The 21,790-nt window shown below is 60.0% G+C and carries 15 protein-coding genes; 10 read left to right on the forward strand and 5 right to left on the reverse strand.

The window, feature by feature from the left end; translation table 11 throughout:
• Positions 1 to 2,742 carry a preprotein translocase subunit SecA gene (gene secA, locus AC1RJY_RS05940; RefSeq protein ID WP_014922239.1) on the forward strand — a complete coding sequence of 914 codons (2,742 nt, stop codon included), beginning with the start codon at positions 1 to 3 and terminating at the stop codon, positions 2,740 to 2,742.
• A 98-nt stretch (positions 2,743 to 2,840) separates the two neighbouring features.
• Here secA and AC1RJY_RS05945 read toward each other — a convergent pair whose 3' ends face one another.
• Both AC1RJY_RS05945 and AC1RJY_RS05950 read right to left on the reverse strand, forming a co-directional pair.
• On the reverse strand, positions 2,841 to 3,269 hold the full coding sequence (locus tag AC1RJY_RS05945; protein ID WP_498601814.1) for an Rv3235 family protein: 429 nt from the start codon (positions 3,267 to 3,269) through the stop codon (positions 2,841 to 2,843).
• Positions 3,270 to 3,419: 150 nt separating this feature from the next.
• Positions 3,420 to 4,196: a LysM peptidoglycan-binding domain-containing protein gene (locus tag AC1RJY_RS05950; protein ID WP_498601815.1), complete on the reverse strand. Its 777-nt coding sequence runs from the start codon at positions 4,194 to 4,196 to the stop codon at positions 3,420 to 3,422.
• Between the two features lie 138 nt (positions 4,197 to 4,334).
• On the opposite strand from AC1RJY_RS05950, the gene AC1RJY_RS05955 reads away from it, so the two are divergent.
• Positions 4,335 to 4,922 carry a hypothetical protein gene (locus tag AC1RJY_RS05955; RefSeq protein WP_014922237.1) on the forward strand — a complete coding sequence of 196 codons (588 nt, stop codon included), beginning with the start codon at positions 4,335 to 4,337 and terminating at the stop codon, positions 4,920 to 4,922.
• Here AC1RJY_RS05955 and AC1RJY_RS05960 read toward each other — a convergent pair.
• Positions 4,919 to 5,140, reverse strand: a complete 222-nt coding sequence (locus AC1RJY_RS05960) for a helix-turn-helix domain-containing protein (protein WP_043471355.1) — start codon at positions 5,138 to 5,140, stop codon at positions 4,919 to 4,921. The two genes, AC1RJY_RS05955 and AC1RJY_RS05960, sit on opposite strands and share 4 nt — an antisense overlap.
• A gap of 155 nt (positions 5,141 to 5,295) precedes the next feature.
• On the opposite strand from AC1RJY_RS05960, the gene AC1RJY_RS05965 reads away from it, so the two are divergent.
• From AC1RJY_RS05965 to AC1RJY_RS05980, 4 genes are read left to right on the forward strand one after another with little or no spacing between them, the layout of a single operon-like run.
• A complete protein-coding gene (locus AC1RJY_RS05965) occupies positions 5,296 to 5,940 on the forward strand; it encodes an SAF domain-containing protein (RefSeq protein WP_210063624.1) in 645 nt (214 codons plus the stop codon).
• Complete coding sequence (locus AC1RJY_RS05970; protein WP_498601816.1) at positions 5,937 to 7,247, forward strand: CpaE/TadZ family protein; 1,311 nt, start codon at positions 5,937 to 5,939, stop codon at positions 7,245 to 7,247. The genes AC1RJY_RS05965 and AC1RJY_RS05970 overlap by 4 nt, the downstream gene beginning before the upstream one ends.
• 57 nt (positions 7,248 to 7,304) lie before the next feature.
• Positions 7,305 to 12,161, forward strand: coding sequence for an NAD-glutamate dehydrogenase (locus tag AC1RJY_RS05975; protein WP_498601817.1), 4,857 nt, complete (start codon positions 7,305 to 7,307; stop codon positions 12,159 to 12,161).
• A 31-nt stretch (positions 12,162 to 12,192) separates the two neighbouring features.
• Positions 12,193 to 13,662 (forward strand): sensor histidine kinase, encoded by a 1,470-nt coding sequence (locus tag AC1RJY_RS05980; protein WP_011775340.1) that lies wholly within the window; start codon positions 12,193 to 12,195, stop codon positions 13,660 to 13,662.
• An 89-nt stretch (positions 13,663 to 13,751) separates the two neighbouring features.
• Here the strand turns inward: AC1RJY_RS05980 and AC1RJY_RS05985 are convergent, their stop codons facing one another.
• The gene (locus AC1RJY_RS05985; RefSeq protein ID WP_003804966.1) at positions 13,752 to 14,000 is read right to left on the reverse strand and encodes a WhiB family transcriptional regulator; all 249 of its coding nucleotides are present in this window, start codon (positions 13,998 to 14,000) and stop codon (positions 13,752 to 13,754) included.
• Positions 14,001 to 14,238: 238 nt separating this feature from the next.
• Between AC1RJY_RS05985 and AC1RJY_RS05990 the strand changes: the two genes are divergently transcribed.
• The gene (locus AC1RJY_RS05990; protein ID WP_210063627.1) at positions 14,239 to 14,727 is read left to right on the forward strand and encodes a hypothetical protein; all 489 of its coding nucleotides are present in this window, start codon (positions 14,239 to 14,241) and stop codon (positions 14,725 to 14,727) included.
• A gap of 18 nt (positions 14,728 to 14,745) precedes the next feature.
• Here AC1RJY_RS05990 and AC1RJY_RS05995 read toward each other — a convergent pair whose 3' ends face one another.
• Entirely contained in the window at positions 14,746 to 18,903 is a 4,158-nt protein-coding gene (locus AC1RJY_RS05995; RefSeq protein WP_498601818.1) for a type VII secretion EssC family protein, read from the reverse strand.
• A 180-nt stretch (positions 18,904 to 19,083) separates the two neighbouring features.
• Here AC1RJY_RS05995 and AC1RJY_RS06000 point away from each other — a divergent pair, with 180 nt between their 5' ends.
• The 3 genes from AC1RJY_RS06000 to AC1RJY_RS06010 are packed head-to-tail and all read left to right on the forward strand — an operon-like array spanning position 19,084 to position 21,775.
• On the forward strand, positions 19,084 to 19,701 hold the full coding sequence (locus tag AC1RJY_RS06000) for an acyltransferase (RefSeq protein ID WP_498601820.1): 618 nt from the start codon (positions 19,084 to 19,086) through the stop codon (positions 19,699 to 19,701).
• Positions 19,698 to 20,789, forward strand: a complete 1,092-nt coding sequence (locus AC1RJY_RS06005) for a DegT/DnrJ/EryC1/StrS family aminotransferase (protein WP_014922229.1) — start codon at positions 19,698 to 19,700, stop codon at positions 20,787 to 20,789. Before AC1RJY_RS06000 ends, AC1RJY_RS06005 begins: the two co-directional genes overlap by 4 nt.
• Positions 20,789 to 21,775, forward strand: a complete 987-nt coding sequence (locus AC1RJY_RS06010) for a Gfo/Idh/MocA family oxidoreductase (protein ID WP_498601822.1) — start codon at positions 20,789 to 20,791, stop codon at positions 21,773 to 21,775. The genes AC1RJY_RS06005 and AC1RJY_RS06010 overlap by 1 nt, the downstream gene beginning before the upstream one ends.
• Positions 21,776 to 21,790: the final 15 nt, after the last annotated feature.

A 21,790-nucleotide genomic window follows, 5' to 3' on the forward strand; every position in this document is an offset into this window, starting at 1 on the left:
GTGGCATCACTAATCGAAAAACTTCTCCGCACGGGTGACAAAAAGACACTCAAGACACTGCGGAACTATGCCGATTCCATCAATGCCCTGGAAGACACTTTCAAGTCCTTCACGGACGCTGAAATCCGCGAGGAAACGGACCGGCTAAGGTCCCGCCACCAAGACGGTGAAACCCTGGAAGCTCTCCTCCCGGAAGCGTTCGCCGCCGTGCGTGAAGCCTCGTCGAGGACCTTGGGTATGCGGCACTTCGACGTGCAGCTCATGGGTGGCGCCGCGCTCCATTTGGGCAACATCGCGGAAATGAAAACTGGTGAAGGCAAAACCCTCGTTGCCACAGCGCCTGCCTACCTGAACGCGCTCTCGGGTAAGGGTGTCCACGTTGTCACCGTTAACGACTACCTTGCCGAGTACCAGTCCGAACTTATGGGCCGTGTCTACCGGTTCCTCGGTCTCACCAGCGGCTGCATCCTGTCCAACCAGGATCCCACCGTACGCCGGGAGCAGTACGCCGCTGACATCACGTACGGAACCAACAACGAATTCGGCTTCGACTACCTGCGCGACAACATGGCCTGGGACGCCGGTGAACTGGTGCAGCGCGGCCATAACTTCGCGATCGTGGATGAGGTTGACTCCATCCTGATCGACGAAGCACGTACTCCGCTGATCATTTCCGGTCCCGCGCAAGGCGACACTAACCGGTGGTACAGCGAATTTTCCAAAGTGGTCCTCCGGTTGCAGCCAGACGTTGACTACGAGGTCGACGAGAAGAAGCGAACCGTAGGCGTACTGGAAGCCGGCATTGAAAAGGTGGAGGACTACCTTGGAATACAGAACCTCTACGAATCCGCCAACACACCGCTGATTGGCTTCCTCAACAATGCCATCAAGGCCAAAGAACTGTTCAAGCGGGACAAGGACTACGTCATTCTCGACGGCGAGGTTCTGATTGTTGACGAGCACACCGGCCGTATCCTTGCCGGGCGCCGTTACAACGAAGGCATGCACCAGGCCATTGAGGCCAAGGAAAATGTCGAAATCAAGGCAGAGAATCAGACTCTCGCCACCGTGACGCTGCAGAACTACTTCCGCATGTACTCGAAGCTCGCCGGCATGACGGGTACGGCCGAGACTGAAGCGGCGGAGTTCATGAGCACTTACAAGCTCGGCGTCGTTCCCATCCCCACTAACCGCGACATGCAGCGGATCGACCAGTCGGACCTCGTCTACAAGAACGAGGTAGTGAAGTTCGATGCTGTCGTTCAGGACATCGCCGAACGACACAAGAATGGCCAGCCGGTGCTGGTGGGCACCACCAGCGTTGAAAAGAGTGAGTACCTCTCTAAACTCTTGGCCAAAGAAGGCATCCGTCACGAAGTCCTTAACGCCAAGAACCACGCCAGGGAGGCGTCCATCGTGGCGCAGGCCGGACGTAAGGGCGCGGTTACCGTAGCAACCAACATGGCGGGCCGCGGTACTGACATCATGCTCGGCGGCAACGCCGAATTCACGGCTATCGCCGAACTCTCCAAGCGGGGGCTGGATCCTGAGGAAAACTCTGACGAGTACGAGGCCGCATGGCCGGCGGCGCTGGCAGCAGCCAAACAGGCGGTCAAGGACGAGCATGAAGAAGTTCTGGACCTTGGCGGACTTTACGTGCTCGGGACCGAACGCCACGAATCCCGCCGGATCGACAATCAGCTACGCGGACGTTCCGGACGTCAGGGCGACCCCGGCGAGTCCCGGTTCTACCTCTCCCTTACAGATGACCTGATGAGGTTGTTCAACTCAGGTGCGGCCGAGCGGCTAATGAACAGCTCCGTGCCCGACGATGTTGCCCTGGAGTCGAAGCTCGTATCCCGTGCCATTGCCTCGGCGCAAGGCCAAGTAGAGGGCCGCAACGCGGAGCAGCGCAAGAACGTCCTCAAGTACGATGACGTTCTCAACCGTCAGCGTGAAGCCATTTACGGCGACCGTCGTCGGATCCTTGAGGGCGATGACCTGCACGAAAAGGTCCAGTACTTCCTGGAAGACACCATCAACTCACTGATTGATGCGGCTACTGCCGAGGGATCAGGCGACGACTGGGACTACAACCAGCTGTGGGCAAACCTGAAGACGTTGTACCCGGCAACCGTGACTGCCCAGGAGATCATTGACGAAGCGGGCGGCAAGTCCAGAGTCACTGCCGAATTCCTGAGGGAGGAAATCCTCTCCGACGCACGGCTTGTTTATCAGGCGCGGGAAGAGGCCATCGGTTCGGAGAGCATGCGTGAGCTTGAGCGTCGGGTGGTTCTTTCGGTCATTGGACGCAAGTGGCAGGAACACCTCTACGAGATGGACTACCTCAAGGAAGGAATTGGCCTCCGTGCCATGGCCCAACGCGATCCGCTGGTGGAATACCAGCGCGAGGGGTTTGTGATGTTCCAGAGCATGATGGAAGCCATTCGTGAGGAAAGCATTGGTTTCCTCTACAACCTCGAAGTTGAAGTAACTCCCGCCGAAGATGTGGTGGTGGCGGACGGTTCTGCGGCTGGCGCGCACACCGAGCATCACGATCCGCAAATCCGTGCGGCGGGCCTCGAAGCACCTGAAAAGCCTGCGCAGCTGCAGTACACGGCGCCCGGCGAAGACGGAGGGACGCAGACACGGATTGAGGGCCGGGCGTCAGGCCGTTCCGGCAACCCTGCTAAGGCAGCAAGCCAGGAACCGCGGAAACAGGCTAAGAAGAAGCGTCGCTGAATAGATTCCATATCGCGGCAATGAAAGGGTGGATCCGGGACTGATTGTCCGGGATCCACCCTTTTCGCATGCCTTCGAAGCAGTTTGTGCCCTTGGAATTATCCAATTTCCAGGGCGGTAACCTGCCAAACTCCATCCAACTGCTCCAGCCTCATGGCTACGGCACGGCATCGCTGCTCTTCGGCCACTACGATGCTTGCCTCGCAGATTGATTCGGATATGGAACAGACTCGAACAGAGCGGACCATGGGACTAAGGTGAGGTTGTGAATTACCCCGGGTCCGGACTGCGTGCTTTCGCGTGAGGGCTGCCCGATGCTGGAGGGACAGGTAGCACTCCTCATTCAGTGAGCGGGAGAGCTGAAGCACTGGACGGGTGCCGGCCAGAACCTCCAGTGCTGCCTGCGCGATGCTCCGGGCAACAAGTCGGACGTCGATGTCCGAACCGCCCGGGCCGCGCGTGGCGGTTGTGCGTTTAGTGCTCCGACGACTTGCTGGTCGGCTCGTTGTTGCAAGGGTCATGGTCATACCTCTGGCGTTCACTACATGAGCTGCAGCGGGGGGACGCTTTGCTCGGTGGCTTCTGCTGGGATGACACTAGGAATCGGTTGTGAGATATGGACTCTGCCCCTGAGCGGGCTGTCCTGTACGAAGGGCTGGTCCGACAGCCCCTCACTGCTAGCCCGGCGAAGGCGGTTGCAAGACCTGACCCGGACGCAGCACGGCCGGGTCACTTCCGATGATTGCGCGATTGGCGGCGTACCACTTGGGCCAGATCAACGCGACGTCCACATCGGTTGCGAAGGGTCCCAGCCTGGACGCCGCGATTGACCACAAGGAGTCACCGTCCTTGACCACGACGCCGGCCTCGCCCTGTGGCGTCGTTGATCGTGAGGACTGGCGGCTCAGAAGCCCAGGATCAATCACGGGGTGTTGAGGTTGCCAGCGCGGATCATTCAGCCGGGTGCCGGATGTATCGGCGTCGTCGACAGATTGCGAGAGGGAGTCGGCACGATGTGAGGGAGCGGGCGTCCACGCTGCCTGCGCGGGTGCCCCGTTGCCGGCGAACGTACGATGCCAACCTGGCTCCGGTGGGGTAGCAGCCGCTTGAGCTATCCCCGTGCCCAGCAGATTTAGGCTGACGATGGCCATCGCGAGACGCAACATAAAGGCAGGGCTGAATTTTGCGAGGGAGTCGGCATGCTTTCTGTGCCCGGCCCGCTGCAAAAATGACGCCAGGAAGGCGACTAACAAGGAGAGGGCCCACCAAGACACGATCGCAATCCCCGCGGCGCTGGCAAGGAATCCGAGAAGATGTTCCAACGTAAAGCTTTGATGGTGTCGCTCAGCAGCCTGCCACTGGGCCAGAAGCAGTTCCCCCACAAGACCCAGGGAGAGTCCCAGACCAAGAACAAATGCCGCGAGGGCGGAGTCACTACGCAATATTCGAGCCATTCAAAGTCCCCGAGCTTCATTTGATGCAGTTTGATGCAACTTGACCTATTTTTTCCATTTTGTGCACAGTAGCCGTGATTTGTCCAATCCCGCTTTCCGGATTGGCCATGACTCCTCCCTGCAGCCTAGTCTGACCACATGAGATGGGACTCTCTTTTCAGCGATTTGGAAGCGCAATTCTCGGCCGAGCGAGCCTTGGAGAAGGAATCTGAGATAGCGGATCGAGCCAGGATCGAGCTCGCGGGCATCGAACTGGCCGATCGCCTTCGGGGCTCCGCTGGCACCGAAATCAAAATCGTCATGGTCGACGGCGATGTTATTCGAGGGGAGCTAGGCCATGTGGGGAGCGAGTGGCTGGTCCTGACGGAGGGTGCTCGGCAGTGGCTCGTGCCCTACACGTCTGTCCTTTCCTATCAAGGACTCGGAAGGGTGTCGCTGAGGCCCTCATCGCGGATCCAGCATACGCTGGGGATCGCCTCCGCACTGAGGGCGCTGTCCAGGGACCGCTCTGAACTGGTTGTTCATCTGAAGGTGCGGACAGGTGATGGATACAAGCTGCATGGAGTCATAGACAGGGTGGGGCGCGACCACTTTGACCTCGCAGTGGTCCCGCACGGTGAGGCGCGCCGGGCAGGCAACGTGGCCGCGGTCATGACCGTCCCTTTCGGTTCATTTGCAGCGCTTTGCTCGGCGGGGAGTCAGGACTTCCGGGGCGGCGGCAACTAAGGCTGGTTGGTTTTGGATTTGGCCTCTTGAATCATGCGGCTGGCCTCTGCGTAACGGTCCTCGATGTACTGCTCGAGCATTTTTTCCTCGATGCGCCATTGTCCCCGCCCTCCCACCTGGATGGCTTTCAGCTCGCCGCTTCGAACCAAGGCGTAGGCCTGCGGTGAATTGATTTGTAGTTGTTCTGCGACGTCCGCAAGAGTCAGGAATCGGGGCATGGCTTCATTTTGCCACCGTTGCTGCGGTTTGGTGTAGTTATCCACAGTTTCGGCCTCTTTGGGGTCGATGGCTTTGGACCCGTCCAAGGTGCCCGGTAAGAATGAGGAGGCAGGTGCCGTTCACCATGCAGTAACTCACAGCGGGGAGCAGGAAAATGGGTCAAAGTGCGGGCATCGCAGCCCCCAGGCTAAAGAAGCCTTCGTGGAAAGATCCCCGGCTTCTTATCGGCGTTTTGCTGGTTCTGGCGTCTATCTCGGGCGTGATTGCACTGGTAGGCACAGCCGACAGGACAACTCAGGTCTACACGGCCCGCGAAGACATTGCAGTAGGTCAGGTGGTCACCGAGGCGGACCTATCCATCGTCAAAGTCCGTCTGGATGACGTCGAATCCAGTTACGTCACAGTCGAGAACGGAGTCGCTGAGGGAAAGGTTGCCCTGCAGCGGGTGGCCAAGAACCAGCTTGTCCCACAGGAAAGCCTGGGGGCGCCCGATGCTTTGAACCGTAAGCCGGTGGCCATTGCAACGGAAGAAGAACTACCCGTGCAGGCCGTTCCCGGCGCAAGGGTTGACGTCTGGATTGCAATGCCGGGCTCCAATAGTGCGTTCGATGAACCGCAGTTACTTTTGCCCAGCGCGGAAATCGCCCTGATGACTCCGGGGTCTACAGCCTTTGGTTCAGCGAAAACGACCGTGGTGATGGTGCTGGTGACGGACGAACAAATGCCAAAACTGCTCTGGGCGCAAGCGAACAAGGCGAAGGTTTCAGTTGTTTGGAACCCTGCGGGCGTAGTCCGATGAGCATTCCTGTCGTTACCGTCGGCTCGGCGCAGGATGTCATAGTCGGCGGGTTGGAGCGACTGCATGGCCCGGTAACCGTGGTTCGCCGTTGTTCAGAGCTCGCTGAACTCATAGCCGCTTGCCAAAGCGGTCTCGCGGTGGCGGCTGTCGTAGCGGAAGGCTGCGAGGAGCTCACCACCACGCTGGTTGATCGTCTCAGGGCGGTCGGTGTCTCCATTGTTGCCCTAAGTGATGATCCAGCCGAGGTCGAACGCCTGCACTCCATAGGCGCAGTGCCTGCTGGCGCGGGAATCGAGGCTGCAGACCTCGCGGCCAAAATATCGGAGGCTGTTGGGCGCGACAGTCCTCGAAGTCAGCTGAGGTCCACTCGGGACACGGGATTTGCAGATCCAGGGGCAGACTTGCTTGTGATGCCTGTGGCGACCCGTGTCGATGAATCGGTTGAGGGGGCCGGCCAGGTAATTTCCGTGTGGGGACCGATCGGCGCCCCCGGCAGGACACTCCTTGCGGTCAACATCGCCGCGGAGTTGGCCGCCGTCGGCAAATCGGTCATCCTCGTGGATGCAGACAGTTATGGAGCCAGTGTGTCGGCGGTGCTGGGACTCCTGGACGAGTCGGCGGGTTTGGCCCAGGCCTGTAGGTTGGCGGACCAAGGACTGCTTGATATTGAAGCCCTCAAAGCGGCGGCTATTCCAGTCTTCATTAAAGGCGGAACTTTTAGAGTACTCACGGGCACCACCAGGGCGGATCGGTGGACTGAACTTAGGGCGGGGGCCTACTCGACGGTTCTCGAGATGGCCAAGCAACTGGCGGATCATGTTGTGGTGGACGCAGGTTTCTGCCTCGAGTCGGATGAAGAGCTCAGCTTTGACACCCTGGCCCCGCGACGGAACGCCGCCACGCTTCGCAGCTTGGAAATGGCTGACGTGGTGTTCGCTGTCGGGTCCGCGGATGCCATTGGAGTGCCGCGTTTGGTGCGCGGGCTGGCGGACCTCGAGTCAGCGGTTCCGAATGTGTCTCTTCGGGTTGTGCTGAACAAGGTGAAGCGCTCCACTGTGGGCCATTCTCCCCGGGAGCAACTGGAGGATGCGTGGGTCCGCTATGGCCCTGGAACGGGTGTAGATGCGTTCCTGCCGGCTGATGCTGAGGCCTGTGATGCCGCCCTACTATCAGGTTCGGTTTTGCTGGAAGTGGCACCAGAGTCGGCCCTGCGGAAGACGATAGCAGCGCTCGTATGTGCACCTGTCCAGCAAAATCATAATTCCTTTGGTCGAACTATCAGAGCCTTGCGGCACCTAAAGCGCTAGGCTCGCCATGTGGGCTGCAGAGTCGCAGCAATCAACATGTGATGGAGGCGTTTGTCGATGTCGTCAGGATCCAGCGTGGAGGATCGGTCCGATGCAGCAGTTATCCGTGAAGGGTTCTTCGGTGACTACCATGAGCACCTCGCAGAGGAGGATTCACGCGCGTATTCGCCGGAACTTCTGATTTCGCGGGCGAGGAAGCACCGGATTGCGGCCCAATCCCGCAGGCCCGGTAACGCGGTCGTTGAAATCGCTGCCGAACCTGAGCGAAACGTTGTTTATATCGTCACGGACGATATGCCATTCCTCGTGGATTCTGTTAATGCGGAACTGGTTCGCCAGAACTGCGCAATCCGTTTGGTGATGCACCCGTTGTTTGTGGTCACCCGTGACCGGCTTTCCGGCGAGCTGAGCAGTATCTCGAGGGTACCGTCAAACGTTGGCCTTTCCAGTGGCGACACCGCCGCACTCCCCAGCGTGGCCCATCTCTTGGGCGATGGCGATAACGCATCGCACATGGAGTCATGGATCGCGGTTGAAATTGACCGGATAGGTGATGATGCGCGGGAGGAACTGATTGCAGGGCTGCAACGCATCCTTGGTGACGTCCGGGCCGCGGTCGAGGACTGGCCCAAGATGCGGAGTAAAGCTCTTGAGCTGGCCGAAGCATTGGGTGGCATTACGCATCCTGAGCAAGTCGCCGAACTCAGGCAAGCACAAGACCTTCTGCGTTGGCTGGACAACGGAAACTTCACTTTCCTGGGGTACCGCGAATACGACCTCGTAGATGAGAATGGCGAGGATGTTCTTCAGCTCCGTGAGGACAGTGGCCTTGGCTTGCTGCGCGCGGGCGACACCACGCGTCAGGTCCAGCACCTCACGGACGCAGGCCGAAAGCGCGCAAGGGAGAAGCGTGCCTTGGTGATTACCAAGGCAAACTCGCGCTCCACCGTGCACCGGCCCGCATACCTCGATTACATCGGAGTCAAGAGCTTCGATGCCTTGGGCAACGTCAACGGTGAACGCCGCTTCATAGGTCTGTTTGCCACCAGTGCGTACACCGGATCCGTACGCAGCATCCCGATCGTCCGGGACAAGGTGGACGCTGTCTTGCGGAACGCCGGCTTCCCCGTCGACTCCCACTCGGGCAAAGACCTTCTGGGCATCCTTGAAACGTATCCCCGCGACGAACTGTTCCAGATAGAAATACCGGATCTCGCCGCCACGGCCACCGGGATCCAGCGACTCCAGGAACGGCGCCGGACCAAGCTGTTCCTGCGCCCGGACATCTACGGACGGTTCATGTCCGCGGTGGTCTACCTGCCTCGGGACCGGTACACCACCAGTGTCCGACTCCGGATCGAGCAGGAACTCCGCGAAACATTCCACGCCGAAAGCATCGACTACGAGGCCCGAATCACCGAATCCGCGCTGGCTCGTGTGTTCTTCAGGATCAGGTTGCCCCGAACAGCCGAGCTGGCGGAAGTTGACGTAAAAGAGCTGGAACAACGGCTGATGCGTGCGTCCCGGTCATGGAGCGAGGGCATTACAGAGGTTCTCCGCGAGCACCGGAGTGCCGCTGACGCTGATGTTCTATCTGCGCTGTGGGCGGAGGCATTCCCGGCGGGATACCGCGTTGACTATGAGGTGGAAGACGCTCTTGAGGACATTGAGCGCTTCGAGAAATATGGCGCAGAGGCAGAACGGGCAGGACGGGTCACCAAGCAAGTCAGGCCCGGTGTCCACGTATATCTTCCCGAAGGTGCCGGCGAGGCTTTGGAAGAGGATGCCCGCGTCAAGCTCTATCTGATGGAGCCCAAGAGCCTCAGCCAAATCCTGCCCTACTTCCACAACCTCGGTCTGGAGGTATTGGATGAGCGTCCTTTTGAGATCGAAACCTCAGATCATCGTGACTTCTTCCTCTACGACCTCGGACTCAAGTACCCCGCGGGAGTCGATCCCCTGGCTACAGGAGAGCTGCTGGGCGACTCCTTCAGCGCCGCCATCACGGGTGCTGTTGAATCGGATAACTTTGACCGACTGGTGCTCCGTGAAGGAATTCATTGGCGTCAAGTGGTGGTTCTCCGGGCCTATGCCAAATACATGCGGCAAATGGGAAACACCAACTCCTTCGGATTCATCGCTGATACCCTCCTGGGCAACCCGGATGTTGCACGTGGGCTTAACGAGCTCTTCTCTGCGCGCTTCGATCCCACTGTTGCGGAAGAACAGCGGCCTGAACGCCAAGCCGCTGCGCGGGCAGCCCTAGCTGAGTCAATAGAGCAGGTGGCCACGTTGGATGCGGATCGCGTCCTGCGCACCTTCGTGAATCTTATTGAGTCGACTCTGCGGACCAACTACTACCAGAACAAGGAATACCTCAGCTTCAAGCTGGACCCCACGTCGATTGACGGGCTGCCTTTCCCACGTCCGATGTTCGAGATCTGGGTCTACTCACCGAGGGTGGAGGGCGTGCACCTCCGTTTCGGGAAGGTGGCCCGAGGTGGCCTCCGTTGGTCGGACCGCAGGGAGGATTTCCGCACCGAGATCCTGGGCCTGGTGAAGGCACAGACGGTCAAGAATGCTGTCATTGTTCCTACGGGAGCCAAGGGAGGATTCTTTGCGAAGAAACTGCCCAACCCCGCAGTGGACCGGGCGGCCTGGATGGCCGAAGGAATCGAAAGCTACAAGACCTTCATCCGGGGTCTGTTGGATATTACCGACAACCTCGTGACGTCGGCGGACGGCGAAAGGCTTGTACCGCCGTCGGACGTTGTTCGGCACGACGGTGACGACTCCTACTTGGTAGTGGCAGCAGACAAGGGCACCGCCACGTTCTCCGACACCGCCAACGGGCTGGCGGCCGAATACGGTTTCTGGCTCGGTGACGCGTTTGCCTCGGGTGGCTCAGTCGGTTATGACCACAAGGCGATGGGCATCACGGCGCGTGGAGCATGGGAATCAGTCAAGAGGCACTTCAGTGAGCTCGACCTGGACACCCAGACCGAGGAATTCACGGTGGTTGGTGTGGGCGACATGTCCGGGGACGTGTTCGGCAATGGGATGTTGCTTTCCCGCCATATCCGGCTCCTAGCCGCATTTGACCACCGCCACATCTTCCTGGATCCCTCACCCGAAGCTGCTGCATCGTTTGCCGAGCGGCAAAGGCTGTTCGAATTGCCCCGGTCTTCCTGGGACGACTACGACCGGACTCTCATCAGCGAAGGCGGCGGCGTTTATTCACGCCAGGCCAAGACCATCCCGGTCTCGGACCAGGTACGCAAGGCCTTGGGCCTGCCGGACGGAACGACGCAGCTCAGCCCCCCGGAACTTCTTCGTGCAATCTTGCTGGCGCCGGCCGATCTCCTCTACAACGGCGGTATCGGAACCTACGTCAAGGCCAGTACGGAAACCCATGCTGCTGTCGGTGACAAAGCCAACGACGCTATCCGCGTGGACGGTCGGGATCTGCGGGTCAAAGTTGTGGGCGAAGGCGGAAACCTGGGACTGACCCAACGGGGTCGCATCGAAGCCGCTTTGCAAGGCGTCATCCTGAATACAGATGCAATCGATAACTCCGCTGGCGTGGACTGCTCCGACCATGAGGTCAACATCAAGATCTTCGTTGACCGGATGGTGGCGGCCGGCAAGCTCGATTCCGCCGAAAGAGCCAGCTTCCTGGCCGACATGACCGATGAGGTGGGACGGCTCGTCCTCCAGGACAACATCGACCAGAACATCCTGCTCCTCAACGATCGGACCCGGGTAGCGGACTGGAGCCCAAGTTACGAGCGCCTCATGGACTGGCTGGAGAAGTCTGCCGACCTCAAGCGCGATCTTGAGGCACTCCCCACCACAGAAACGCTCCGGTCAAGGTTGGAGCAGGGACAAGGACTCACGTCTCCCGAGCTGGCGGTCTTGGCCGCATACGCAAAGATCGAGCTCGCAGCAGCGTTGCGGGACAGCAACCTCGCCGACGATCCCTGGTTTGCCGGCACAATCCGTGAATACTTCCCGAAGCAGTTGCGGGAGAAATTCGATGCCGAATTGGACACCCACCCGCTGCGGCGCGAGATTATCGCCACTGTAGTCGCCAACGACATCATTAACCTGGGCGGCATCACCTTCGCCTTCCGGGCCATTGAAGAAACCTCGGCCAATGAGGTGGCTGTTGCCAAGGCCTTCGTGGCGCTGCGTGAAATCTACGACCTCGACCCCATGGTTGCCGAACTGAATGCTCTTCCGGCGTCCTTCCCCACCGAGCATTGGAGTGAAGTCCATCTGGACATCCGCCGGTTGCTCGACCGGGCTGTGCGTTGGGTATTGGGGCAGGGGATGGGTTCTCAGCCTATTTCGGACGTCGTGGAGTCCTTCAAGCCCATGTTGTCTCCGCTGAGGGCCAGGCTTCTTGACTACCTCCGTGGTGAGGACAAGGTCCGCATCTCCGGATGGTTGGATAAAGCCCGTGGCTGGGAACTGCCGGATCATCTTGCACACAGGTGGGCTGAGCTGTTCGAGAGCTACGCACTCCTGGACATTGCGCGGATTGCCCAAACCGGAAACGAGGGCGTCGAGGACGTGGCGCACGTCTACTACACGGTGTTCAACCGCTTCCATGTGGATTCTCTGCTGGAACGAATCAGCTCTTTGCCTCGTGATGACCGTTGGCAGGCTTTGGCACGTGCAGCTCTCCGTGATGACTTGTACTCGACGGTGGCGGATATGACGACGTCGGTCCTCGAATCGACAGAGTCCGGCGGTGCGGCGGAAGATCGGCTCAAGGCCTGGGAAGGGCAGAATGCCGAACAACTGGGACGCGCCAAGACCATGTTTGATGAGGTCAACGCGCTCGAAGCCGACGACATGGCTTCACTGTCGGTAGCATTAAGGCTCTTGAGGTCAATCGTTCGACGCTAGGGTCAGTCCCGGCGTCGCAAATGGAGGTGCAGTGGCAATCTTTACAGACCCCATCAGGGAACACGCTGATTTCGGGCCTGGAGATGCCGAATGGCTGCACCTCCTCGTCGGTGACTGGCAAATGGTCGCTGACTTGGCATTCGCGGACCTCGCTTTGTGGTTCCCGCATCCGGAGTTCGGCTACATTGCCCTCGCCCACGTCCGTCCGTCGACATCACATACGGTGTTCCACGCGGACTTCGTGGGAGAGGGCATCCGCTCGGATCTTCGCCCCCTTGTGGACAAAGCTTGGAACAGCCGATCGATAGAGCGCTCCAGTGAAACAAGCTGGAGCAGCGAGATGGCACTCCGGGTTGAGGCTGTTCCTATGGTGCGCAACGGCAGAACACTTGCGGTTGTGACGTCCCATATGGACCTGTCCAGTTCCCGCATGCCGTCCAGGCTGGAACTCACGTATCGCCAGTGTGCCTATGATCTCTTGCGGATGGGAACGTTGGGCCTATGGCCCGACTTTGCCTCTCCAACGGGCTCGCGTCGAGGAGCGCCGCGAGTCGGCGACGGCCTCATCAGGCTCGACGCCGAGGGCATAGTGCAGTATGCGAGCCCCAATGGCGTGTCAGCGTTCCGTCGGCTCGGCGAAGTCGAATCTCTGGAGGGGCGGTCGCTGGCTGAGGTGACTGCCGGGCTTCTGAAGGACCGGCGAATGGTGGACGAGACATTGCCCCTGGTTGTGACCGGGCGGATGCCCTGGCGCAGCGAGATCGAGTCAAGGGGTGTCAGTCTTTCCCTTCGGGCCATTCCTTTGCGCGACGAACAGCACCGTTTCGGAGCCCTTGTCCTTTGCCGCGATGTCTCAGAATTACGGCGCAGGGAAATGGAGCTTGTTACCAAGGACGCCACCATTCGGGAAATCCATCACAGGGTCAAGAACAATCTTCAGACTGTGGCAGCTCTACTCCGGATGCAATCACGGCGAATGGTCAGTGACGAAGCAAAACAGGGGCTGGAACAAGCCATGCGGCGCGTGGCCACGATCGCACTCGTCCATGAGACCCTCTCCCAAGGGTTGACGCAGAGTGTCGACTTTGACGAACTGATCGGGCGCCAATTCAGGCTGTCAGCCGAAGTGGCTTCACCGTCCCAGCAGGTGCGAACGGAACGTTCAGGCCTGTTCGGCGAATTGCCCAGTGATTTTGCCACACCACTGGCTTTGGTCATCAACGAGCTGGTCACCAACGCCGTCGAGCATGGACTGGAGGGGCGCACAGGAACCGTCTGGTTGCTGGCGGACCGGGCAGATGGCGACGGCAACGACGAATTTTTGACCGTGACCATAGCCGACGACGGCGTCGGCCTTCCGGATGGCCAGTACACCGAGGGATTGGGCCTGCAGATTGTCCGTACACTCGTGACCAGCGAGCTCGGTGGATCCATTCAATGGAGCCCGCGCGAAGGCGGCGGGACCGCCGTCGAAATCGTCCTCAACCTCGCCAGGGCATAGCTCCGAGAGCAATTTCGACTCGATCACAAGAGCAGAAAACAAAGAAAGGCCGCGGACCGGATGGTCCGCGGCCTTTCTTGTGCCGTGAGTTAGGAAGCGCGCCGTGCGCGTGCAGCGCGACGCTTGAGTGCCCGCCGTTCGTCTTCACTCATACCGCCCCAAACACCGGCGTCCTGTCCGGACTCCAAGGCCCACTGGAGGCAGGTGTCTACTACAGGGCAGCGGCGGCAGACGCTTTTGGCTTCCTCGATCTGCAGAAGTGCGGGTCCCGTGTTGCCGACTGGGAAAAAGAGCTCCGGGTCCTTGTCGAGGCAGGCTGCGCGATTACGCCAATCCATGCTGATCAGTCACTCCATTCGTGAGAACTAGATGAGCCTTTTGTGAAAACATTCACGAGAGGCTCCAAAGGAAAGGGGCCCGCATGGGCCCCCTTGGTCGTCTGAGTCAAGCGTTTCATGTTAACGCCTTGTAAACAAGGGGTGTTAGTGGTCGAAATGCTCGGAATCCGTGAGCGATGCATCACATCAGCCGCCAGTGCCCTCACTGCTAGATGACTATGTCCGGTAGTGTGCCAGTGTGTCAAGACCTCCCGTAAACCCAGCCCAACCCGCGTCCGGCCCGGACGGAAGCGACGATTTTGATGCACCGGCGAACAGCCCTGGTGCCGGTCGCCGTCCACTGGGAATTGTCATTATCTCGGTGGTTGTTGGGCTTGAAGCGCTAGCCCTTCTCGGCGCCGCTGCCTGGTACGCCTTCGAACTCTTGAGCGGGGCGCCAGTCCTGACCTTTTGGGGGGCAGTGTTCACCCTTGGACTACTGCTGGCCTTCTCTGCGTGGCTATTCGCCGTGAGCCATTTCTTGTTCCGCGGCTACAGATGGACGCGTGCGGCAGCGTTGGTGGCCCAGTTGTTCGTCCTCACCATTGGTTTTCCTACCGTAACTGGTGGGCTGCTGTTGCCGGGGCTGGCGATGCTTATTCCAGCGGTGGCCGCGATCATCTTCCTTTTTCAGAAGGACGTGGTGGCCTATGCCTCAAGAACCGGGGGCACCACCGCGGCACTCTAGACGGCTCCTGACCGGGGCTCAGTGAGATTGGGACGGCGGAGGAAAGCTTGTGGTGAGTACGGCTTGCACAGGTGTCACCTCTGCGCCGTCGATGAGAAAGCCGCGACCAGGGCACCCTGCGCGACCGACTTCCAACCTCACTCCGAGGAGTTCGGCGTCGTGGGGCGTTGCGGGATTCAAAACCAAACCCGCGCTGGAAGCCTGCGCTTCCTTCGCAAGCGGCAGCTGATGGAGCAGGGCAGGCCCCGGTGTTGCTGTCAGGATGATGCCACGTACTTTGCCCACCACGGCAGCCAAGGCCTGTCGGCCTTGGTGATCCAGCAGATCGGCGTCGTCCACCAACAGGATGCTGTGGGGGTCCAGGGTGTCCGCAGCAACCTGGGACGCCACCAAGGCCCAGAAAGAGCCGGCGAACGCTGCATCGGGCGGAAACACCCATGGAACCACGGGATTCAGGGTGTGAAGCGATGCCAGAACGGAGCTTTTTCCAGAGCGAGGACCACCGAGGACGGTGCTGACTCCATGTTCCCGCAGAGGCATGGACACGGGGAGGGCTTCGTCTCCTCCGACTCCGATCCAGAGTGGACCCACTGCGTAGCCGGTTGCGAAGTGGGCTCCTGCTCCATGATCGGCCGCCGAGCCGGAGCCTGATCCTGATCCTGATGGCAGTCCTTGTGCCTGGGGCGGCGCCACCAAATCATGGAAGTCCTCACTACGGAGAAGCTCAGGAAGCGGCCGTATCCGGAACGGCGGTTCAGACGGCGTCAGATCAGCAAACGGCCAGCGTCCGTTGTCCGGAGCCCCGCGAAACTGTGCCACGGTAGCGTGCTCCTTTGTAAAATTCCCAATAACGACGGCGCGCCCGGGGAATGACTCCACCTCAGGGAGGCGCGGCCAGTGGAACCGCGACTCTTCAGTGGATCCCGAAGGAAAGTAGGCGCGGTTCTGTATGGCGGCAAAAAAGCGTGAGCTGACGAGTTCCCGCTCCCCTGAAATAAGTACAGTGACGCCAAGGGAACAACCGTCCCGAACGATGTCCTGCAAAATTCCTTCTGCGTAGGCGAAAGGCCCGCTTCTGAGTGCCGTAGCCCACGAGCACCACCCAGCCACGATCAAGACCAAAGGTGAACTGGACATTCCGGACGTGCCCGCACTTCGTCGATGTTCCATTTCTGTGGCGAGGCGCTTCAAAACCCGCACTGCGAGGTGCAGTTGGTGCAGGCCAACTGCCGCGCCGAGGTGACCCCCGTCGGTGAGATGGTCCAGCGTGCCCGTTGCGTCGAGGATATAGAGGTGCGGTTGGGGTTTCTGAGTCGCAAGCATCGCCGACGCAGCCCTGAAGCACTCCCGCATGCCACTTGAATCGGTGCCGATCATTGCCAGATGGCCGTCTTTGGACGGCGACCACACCAGCGGTTCCACCACTTGGTTCGCCGGCCTGTCGAGCATCGCCAAAGGTCCTACTGCCCAATGGCCTTCCGGGCTGGACGCCAGATCCAAGATTTCAGCTGAATCGGGCAGTTTGTCATGCCAAAGGATCGACGAGGGCAGTGGCGTGGCTACAGGACGCCGGGGGAGTGGTCTGCCAAGCCGGCGCCATGCTTCTTCTACCGTTGAAACCACCCACTCGGGGTCACCATCCGGGAGGGAATCCTGGGTGGTGCCAGTTGTAAGGGCTCCGGAACGCTGCTGCAAAGCCTGCGTGGCTGGCTGCACGGCTGGCCCGAAACCGTCCAGCCTTACGCCAGACACCGCGATATCGGGTGAGCCTGCGATGGACGCCGTCTGGAATTCTTCAGGGTCGCACGAAGCCCTGGCGAGATAGGCTCGCCCCGGAGCCGCTACGCCTATGGTGGCGGCAGCCTTAGTGTGGATGATGTCCATGGACTCGGCCTCCGATTGCACGCGTAGGGCGATGCTTGAGGTCACATTTGCCCGAATATCGGCAGTCAGTGCTCCCTGGGGTCTTTGGGTCGCCATCACCAAATGAATGCCCAGGGAGCGCCCGATGGCCGCGATTCGCATGAGCTCCCGCAGAGTGCTTGGAGATTCGTCAACCAGCATGCGGAATTCATCAATGACAAGGATCAGATGCGGGATCTTCGGATCGGTGGGCGAAGCCGTCCGCCGATACTGGGCGAGATCAGACACACAGGCAGCAGCGAACAACTCCTCGCGATGACGGATTTCTCCACGGAGGGAAACAAGAGCGCGTTCCAGGTGATGCTTGCTGAGATCAGTCAACAGGCCGACGCAGTGGGGAAGGCCTGCAAGCGGTCGCAAACCTGATCCGCCTTTGAAATCAAAGAACAAAAATGTTGTGCGATCCGGAGAGTCACTCAGTGCCATGGAAGCCACAAGGGTCCTCAAGAGTTCGGATTTACCCGAGCCAGTGGTTCCGGCAACCAAGAGATGCGGACCGTCGAGCTTAAAGTCGAAGATCATGTGCCCGCCGTGCCCCTTGCCCAAGACAGCGCTGAGGCCGTTTTGCCCGGATGCGTCGGCCCACCGCCGGAGCACCCTGCGCTGCCCGTGGGGGAGTAACTCAGCCAGCGAACATTCATCAGGAATGGTTGAGCTTGTTCCGGGTCCTTCACCGAAAGCCGTGGCCCGTGTCTGACGACAGTAGCTATCGAAAACTTCGACCGGCACGAGATCCGGGATGAATGGTCGGCGCTCGCCGCCTGCCTCCAAGTAGCCCACCGTGCCGGATGGCGAAATTTCGATGCAGACACCGGAGCGTTTGGACTGAGCGCAGCACTTGATCACTTGCCACGCGGCGAGTCGGGCGGCGTTCAAGAGCGCGGACAGGAGTTTTGCTTCTTCAGGGGATGGATCATCAACCATGATGAGCCTGCCGTTCGCGCTGGTGCCTGCCTGCTGCATGGCAGCGAGGGCGGTATCCAAGGTGCTTGCCAGGGTGACGCGGGGGAGGAATCGGGCGCTCAATGGCAACCTTCCGGCCCGGCCCAAAACTATCACTGGCGTTTTGGCAGAGCCGGGAAAACCAACTAGCTGCATCAATACGAAACGAAGTAAGGCGTCCGTATGATCGGGGTGGCCACAGAGCGTCACCACTGGATGTCTGGGATCCAAAGTAATTGGCGCGGCGCCAATGGATGGTGGCCGGAACTGTGAATAGTCGGGAACCAGCCGAATGTTCGCCGCCGTTTGAGTTGTGCCGAGACGGAGCCATGCGCCATCCCGCACAGCGTGGAGGCCTGTCGGTGAAGCCGCAGGCAGAGCTGGACCGACATCGCCTGTTGCGGGTTCGGTGGCCACCATTTGCGCCTCGGAAGCGCCGTGGACGGCCACAACCATCTCTGCAGCTGACGGCGAGCATCGACGGCGTCGTTCTATGTCCTCTTGGACTGCATGCGCTATGGCGAGTTTGCACTCCCGGCGGGCCTTCCGCCCGGCGGCCAACGGAACGAGAAGGCTGATCGCTGAGATGGCGGTGAATCCCAGGAACATCCAGATTCCCGTGACAAGGGCCAGACCGATGCCGGCAACCAACGGTAGGCCGGCCGACAATGCCACTACGAGACGGTTTCCGGGACGGCTGGCATGAGGTACTGCGAGCGGTTCTTCAACGGAGCGACCCGCGTCGACTGAAATCGATGGAAGGGGACCACTGTCCGTGACGACGGTAAAGGTGGAGTTTCCACATTGCATCGTCGACGAGGAGGTCAACACCTTTCGATTGGTGGGTTGATTGTCCACGAAGACCGGGTTCGCACCCCCGACGGACCTCACGGTCAGGGCTGTGCTGGAAGCCTCCAATATGGCGTGTTCCCTGGACATCCCGGGATCGGACACCGAAATTTCGGCACCAGCCCTGCCGATTCGGTACTGGCCTCGTTGAATCCGGAAGACAGAGCCGGCTCCGGGCCCCGAGTGAGTGAGCAACATCAGCGGCAACGACGCTCTGTTCGCGTTCCGATGCGGCGGAGCGGCATCCACAATGACGGCGCCCGAAACAAGAGGAGGTTGTCCCACCGTAAGTGTGGCAAGGAGTCGTCCACCGACGGAGAGCCGGCGGGTTCCACGAGCAGCCGAGAGAAGCTGCTGCACGTGGGCGCCGGACGTGCCTTCCGGGACGGCGATGCTCAGTTCCTCCGGGTCCGTCGCTTCAGCGGCACCAGGGGCGCGTACCAGTGTGCACTCCAAAGCCATTAGCTAATCCTCTGCGTCTTGGCGGGTATTGTCGGGCTGACAGAAATCACGCTACGGCCCTGCGAATGGAAGCGCTGCGGGAGATATGGCGTATGTGGACAACCCCTGCCCGCGCTCGTACAGCCGCCGCCTTGCCACCGTGGCATGGTGTCTCAGCTAAGATGAATCTCGTTGTCGCGTGTGCTCAATGAGGAAGGACCTTCACCGGTGATAGTGGTTGCGGAGAGCGCCGATGTTTCAGACAAGGCGGTAATTGGTGACGGATCAAAGATTTGGCATCTTGCCCAAGTCCGCGAGCAGGCCGAATTGGGCGTCAACTGCATCGTAGGACGCGGCGCCTATATTGGCACCGGAGTCAAAATGGGGGACAACTGCAAAGTTCAGAACTATGCGCTTGTCTACGAGCCCGCGGTACTGGAGGCAGGGGTCTTCATCGGCCCGGCCGTTGTACTTACAAACGATACTTACCCCCGGGCGGTTAGCCCGGATGGCGGCTTGAAGAGCGCCCACGACTGGGAGCCCGTTGGTGTCACCATTCGTGAAGGAGCATCCATCGGTGCCCGCGCTGTCTGCGTCGCACCAGTCACCATTGGACGGTGGGCAACAGTGGCTGCTGGTGCTGTCGTCGCCAAAGACGTCCCTGATTTTGCCCTGATGGTCGGAGTTCCGGCCAAACGCCATGGTTGGGTCGGTAAAGCTGGTTTCCCGCTGCAACGCAATGGTGAGAACTGGGTATGCCCGGAGACCGGCGCTACATATGTTGAACAGAACGAGACCCTTCGAGAGGTAGAGGCATGAGCCCCGAATTCATTCCCCCCGCTAAGCCCATCATCGGTGATGACGAGCGCAAGGCAGTAGAGGCCGTCCTGGCTTCCGGCCAACTCGCACAGGGTTCGGAGGTTGCGTCTTTTGAACAGGAGTTCTCGCAAGTACTCCTCGACGGCAGGGCTGCAGTAGCGGTCAACTCAGGCACCTCCGGCCTGCACCTCGGCTTGTTGGCTGCGGGCATCGGTCCCGGCGACGAAGTCATTGTTCCGTCGTTCACTTTCGCGGCCACGGCTAACTCCGTGGCCCTGACTGGAGCAACTCCTGTCTTCGCCGACGTGGACTTGGACCACTACACGCTTGATCCGGCCTCCGTCGAATCGAAGATCACGGATCGCACGGCCGCCATCATGCCGGTTCACCTCTATGGCCACCCCTTCGACGTGGATGGAATCGGCGCAGTCGCTTCCAAGCACGGTGTGAAGGTCTTTGAAGACGCCGCCCAAGCACACGGTGCGGCCGTCAACGGTCGCAAGGTGGGTACGTTTGGTGACTTCGCCATGTTCAGCCTGTACCCCACCAAGAACATGACGTCCGGCGAAGGTGGCATGGTCAGCACAGGTTTGGCCGATGTCGAGCGTCGACTTCGGTTGCTCCGCAACCAGGGCATGGAGCGGCAGTATGAAAATGAGCTTGTTGGCTTCAACGCCCGCATGACAAACATCCACGCTGCCATTGGCCGCGTGCAGCTGACCAAAATCAACGCCTGGACCAAGACCCGCCAGGAGAACGCTGCCTTCTTCGACGCAAACATCGAAGGCGTTGTCACTCCCAAGGTGTCTGAAGGCTACGAGCACGTGTACCACCAGTACACCATTCGCATCGCTGAGGACCGCGATGGTTTCGCCAAGGCCCTGCGCGAGGAATACAACGTGGGCTGCGGCGTCTACTACCCCATCCCGAACCACCGCCTTGCGCCTTTCCAGACTTCTGATGACCTGCCCGTCACGGAAGAAGCAGCTGCCAGCGTCTTGTCGCTCCCGGTACATCCGTCGCTGAGCCAGGATGACCTTGACCGCATCGTATCCGCGGTCAACGCCATTGCGAAGGCAGGAAGCTAGTGGCAAATCTGCGTGCAGGCCTCATTGGACTGGGGATGATGGGCCGACACCATGCCCGCGTCATTCGAGAGCTTGAAGGCGTCGACCTCGTGGCCGTCGCTGACTCCTTCGGTGACCCCCACAACGTAGCCAACGGACTTGAGGTTTGCAGCTCCGTTGAACAGCTCATCGAGCAGGGCATTGACATGGCTGTGGCCGCAGTGCCCACCGTGCTTCACGAGGAAGTGGCTCTGCAGTTGGCTGAAGCCGGCGTGCACTGCCTGGTGGAAAAGCCTATTGCCAACGACTCTGTGTCGGGCCGGCGCATTGCCGAGGCTTTTGACTCGCGGGGATTGATCGGGGCCGTAGGTCACATCGAGCGCTTCAACCCGTCACTGCAGAGCCTCCGCGAACGGCTCGGCAACGGCGACCTCGGCGAGGTTTACCAAATTTCGACGCGACGCCAAGGGCCGTTCCCTTCCCGCATTGCAGATGTCGGCGTGGTCAAGGACCTCGCAACGCACGACATCGATCTCACTGCATGGCTTGCACAGAGCAATTTCGTGAATGTCGTGGCACACACGACTTCCAGGAGCGGACGCGAGCACGAGGACATGGTCACCGCCATTGGCCACCTGCAGAGCGGCGTAGTTACCAACCACATCGTCAACTGGCTGTCGCCCATGAAGGAGCGCACCACTGTTGTTCTGGGTGAGCGCGGCGCCTACATCGCGGACACCATTTCAGCTGATCTGACGTTCATTGAAAACGGCACTTTCCAGACTGACTGGGACTCCGTTGCGGCATTCCGTGGAGTGTCCGAGGGTTCATCGACCCGCTTTGCCCTGGCAAAGCGCGAACCGCTGAAGATGGAACACGAGGCATTCCGTGATGCTGTACTCGGAAAGTCCATGAATATTGTCACAATGGCGGAGGGACTCGAGACCCTTCGCGTCGCTGAAGCTGTACTTGAGTCCGCGGAGACAGGCTCCGTGGTCTCGCTCTAGCTTTGTTCGTTTTTT

This window comes from Arthrobacter sp. GW822-FHT05G07 (assembly GCF_058799755.1).

Bases quoted from the DNA above. Each gene is read 5' to 3' on its own strand.
- AC1RJY_RS05945 (WP_498601814.1), bottom strand. From the start codon at position 3,269: ATGACCATGACCCTTGCAACAACGAGCCGACCAGCAAGTCGTCGGAGC.
- AC1RJY_RS05950 (WP_498601815.1), bottom strand. From the start codon at position 4,196: ATGGCTCGAATATTGCGTAGTGACTCCGCCCTCGCGGCATTTGTTCTT.
- AC1RJY_RS05955 (WP_014922237.1), top strand. From the start codon at position 4,335: ATGAGATGGGACTCTCTTTTCAGCGATTTGGAAGCGCAATTCTCGGCC.
- AC1RJY_RS05960 (WP_043471355.1), bottom strand. From the start codon at position 5,140: ATGCCCCGATTCCTGACTCTTGCGGACGTCGCAGAACAACTACAAATC.
- AC1RJY_RS05965 (WP_210063624.1), top strand. From the start codon at position 5,296: ATGGGTCAAAGTGCGGGCATCGCAGCCCCCAGGCTAAAGAAGCCTTCG.
- AC1RJY_RS05970 (WP_498601816.1), top strand. From the start codon at position 5,937: ATGAGCATTCCTGTCGTTACCGTCGGCTCGGCGCAGGATGTCATAGTC.
- AC1RJY_RS05975 (WP_498601817.1), top strand. From the start codon at position 7,305: ATGTCGTCAGGATCCAGCGTGGAGGATCGGTCCGATGCAGCAGTTATC.
- AC1RJY_RS05985 (WP_003804966.1), bottom strand. From the start codon at position 14,000: ATGGATTGGCGTAATCGCGCAGCCTGCCTCGACAAGGACCCGGAGCTC.
- AC1RJY_RS05995 (WP_498601818.1), bottom strand. From the start codon at position 18,903: ATGGCTTTGGAGTGCACACTGGTACGCGCCCCTGGTGCCGCTGAAGCG.
- AC1RJY_RS06005 (WP_014922229.1), top strand. From the start codon at position 19,698: ATGAGCCCCGAATTCATTCCCCCCGCTAAGCCCATCATCGGTGATGAC.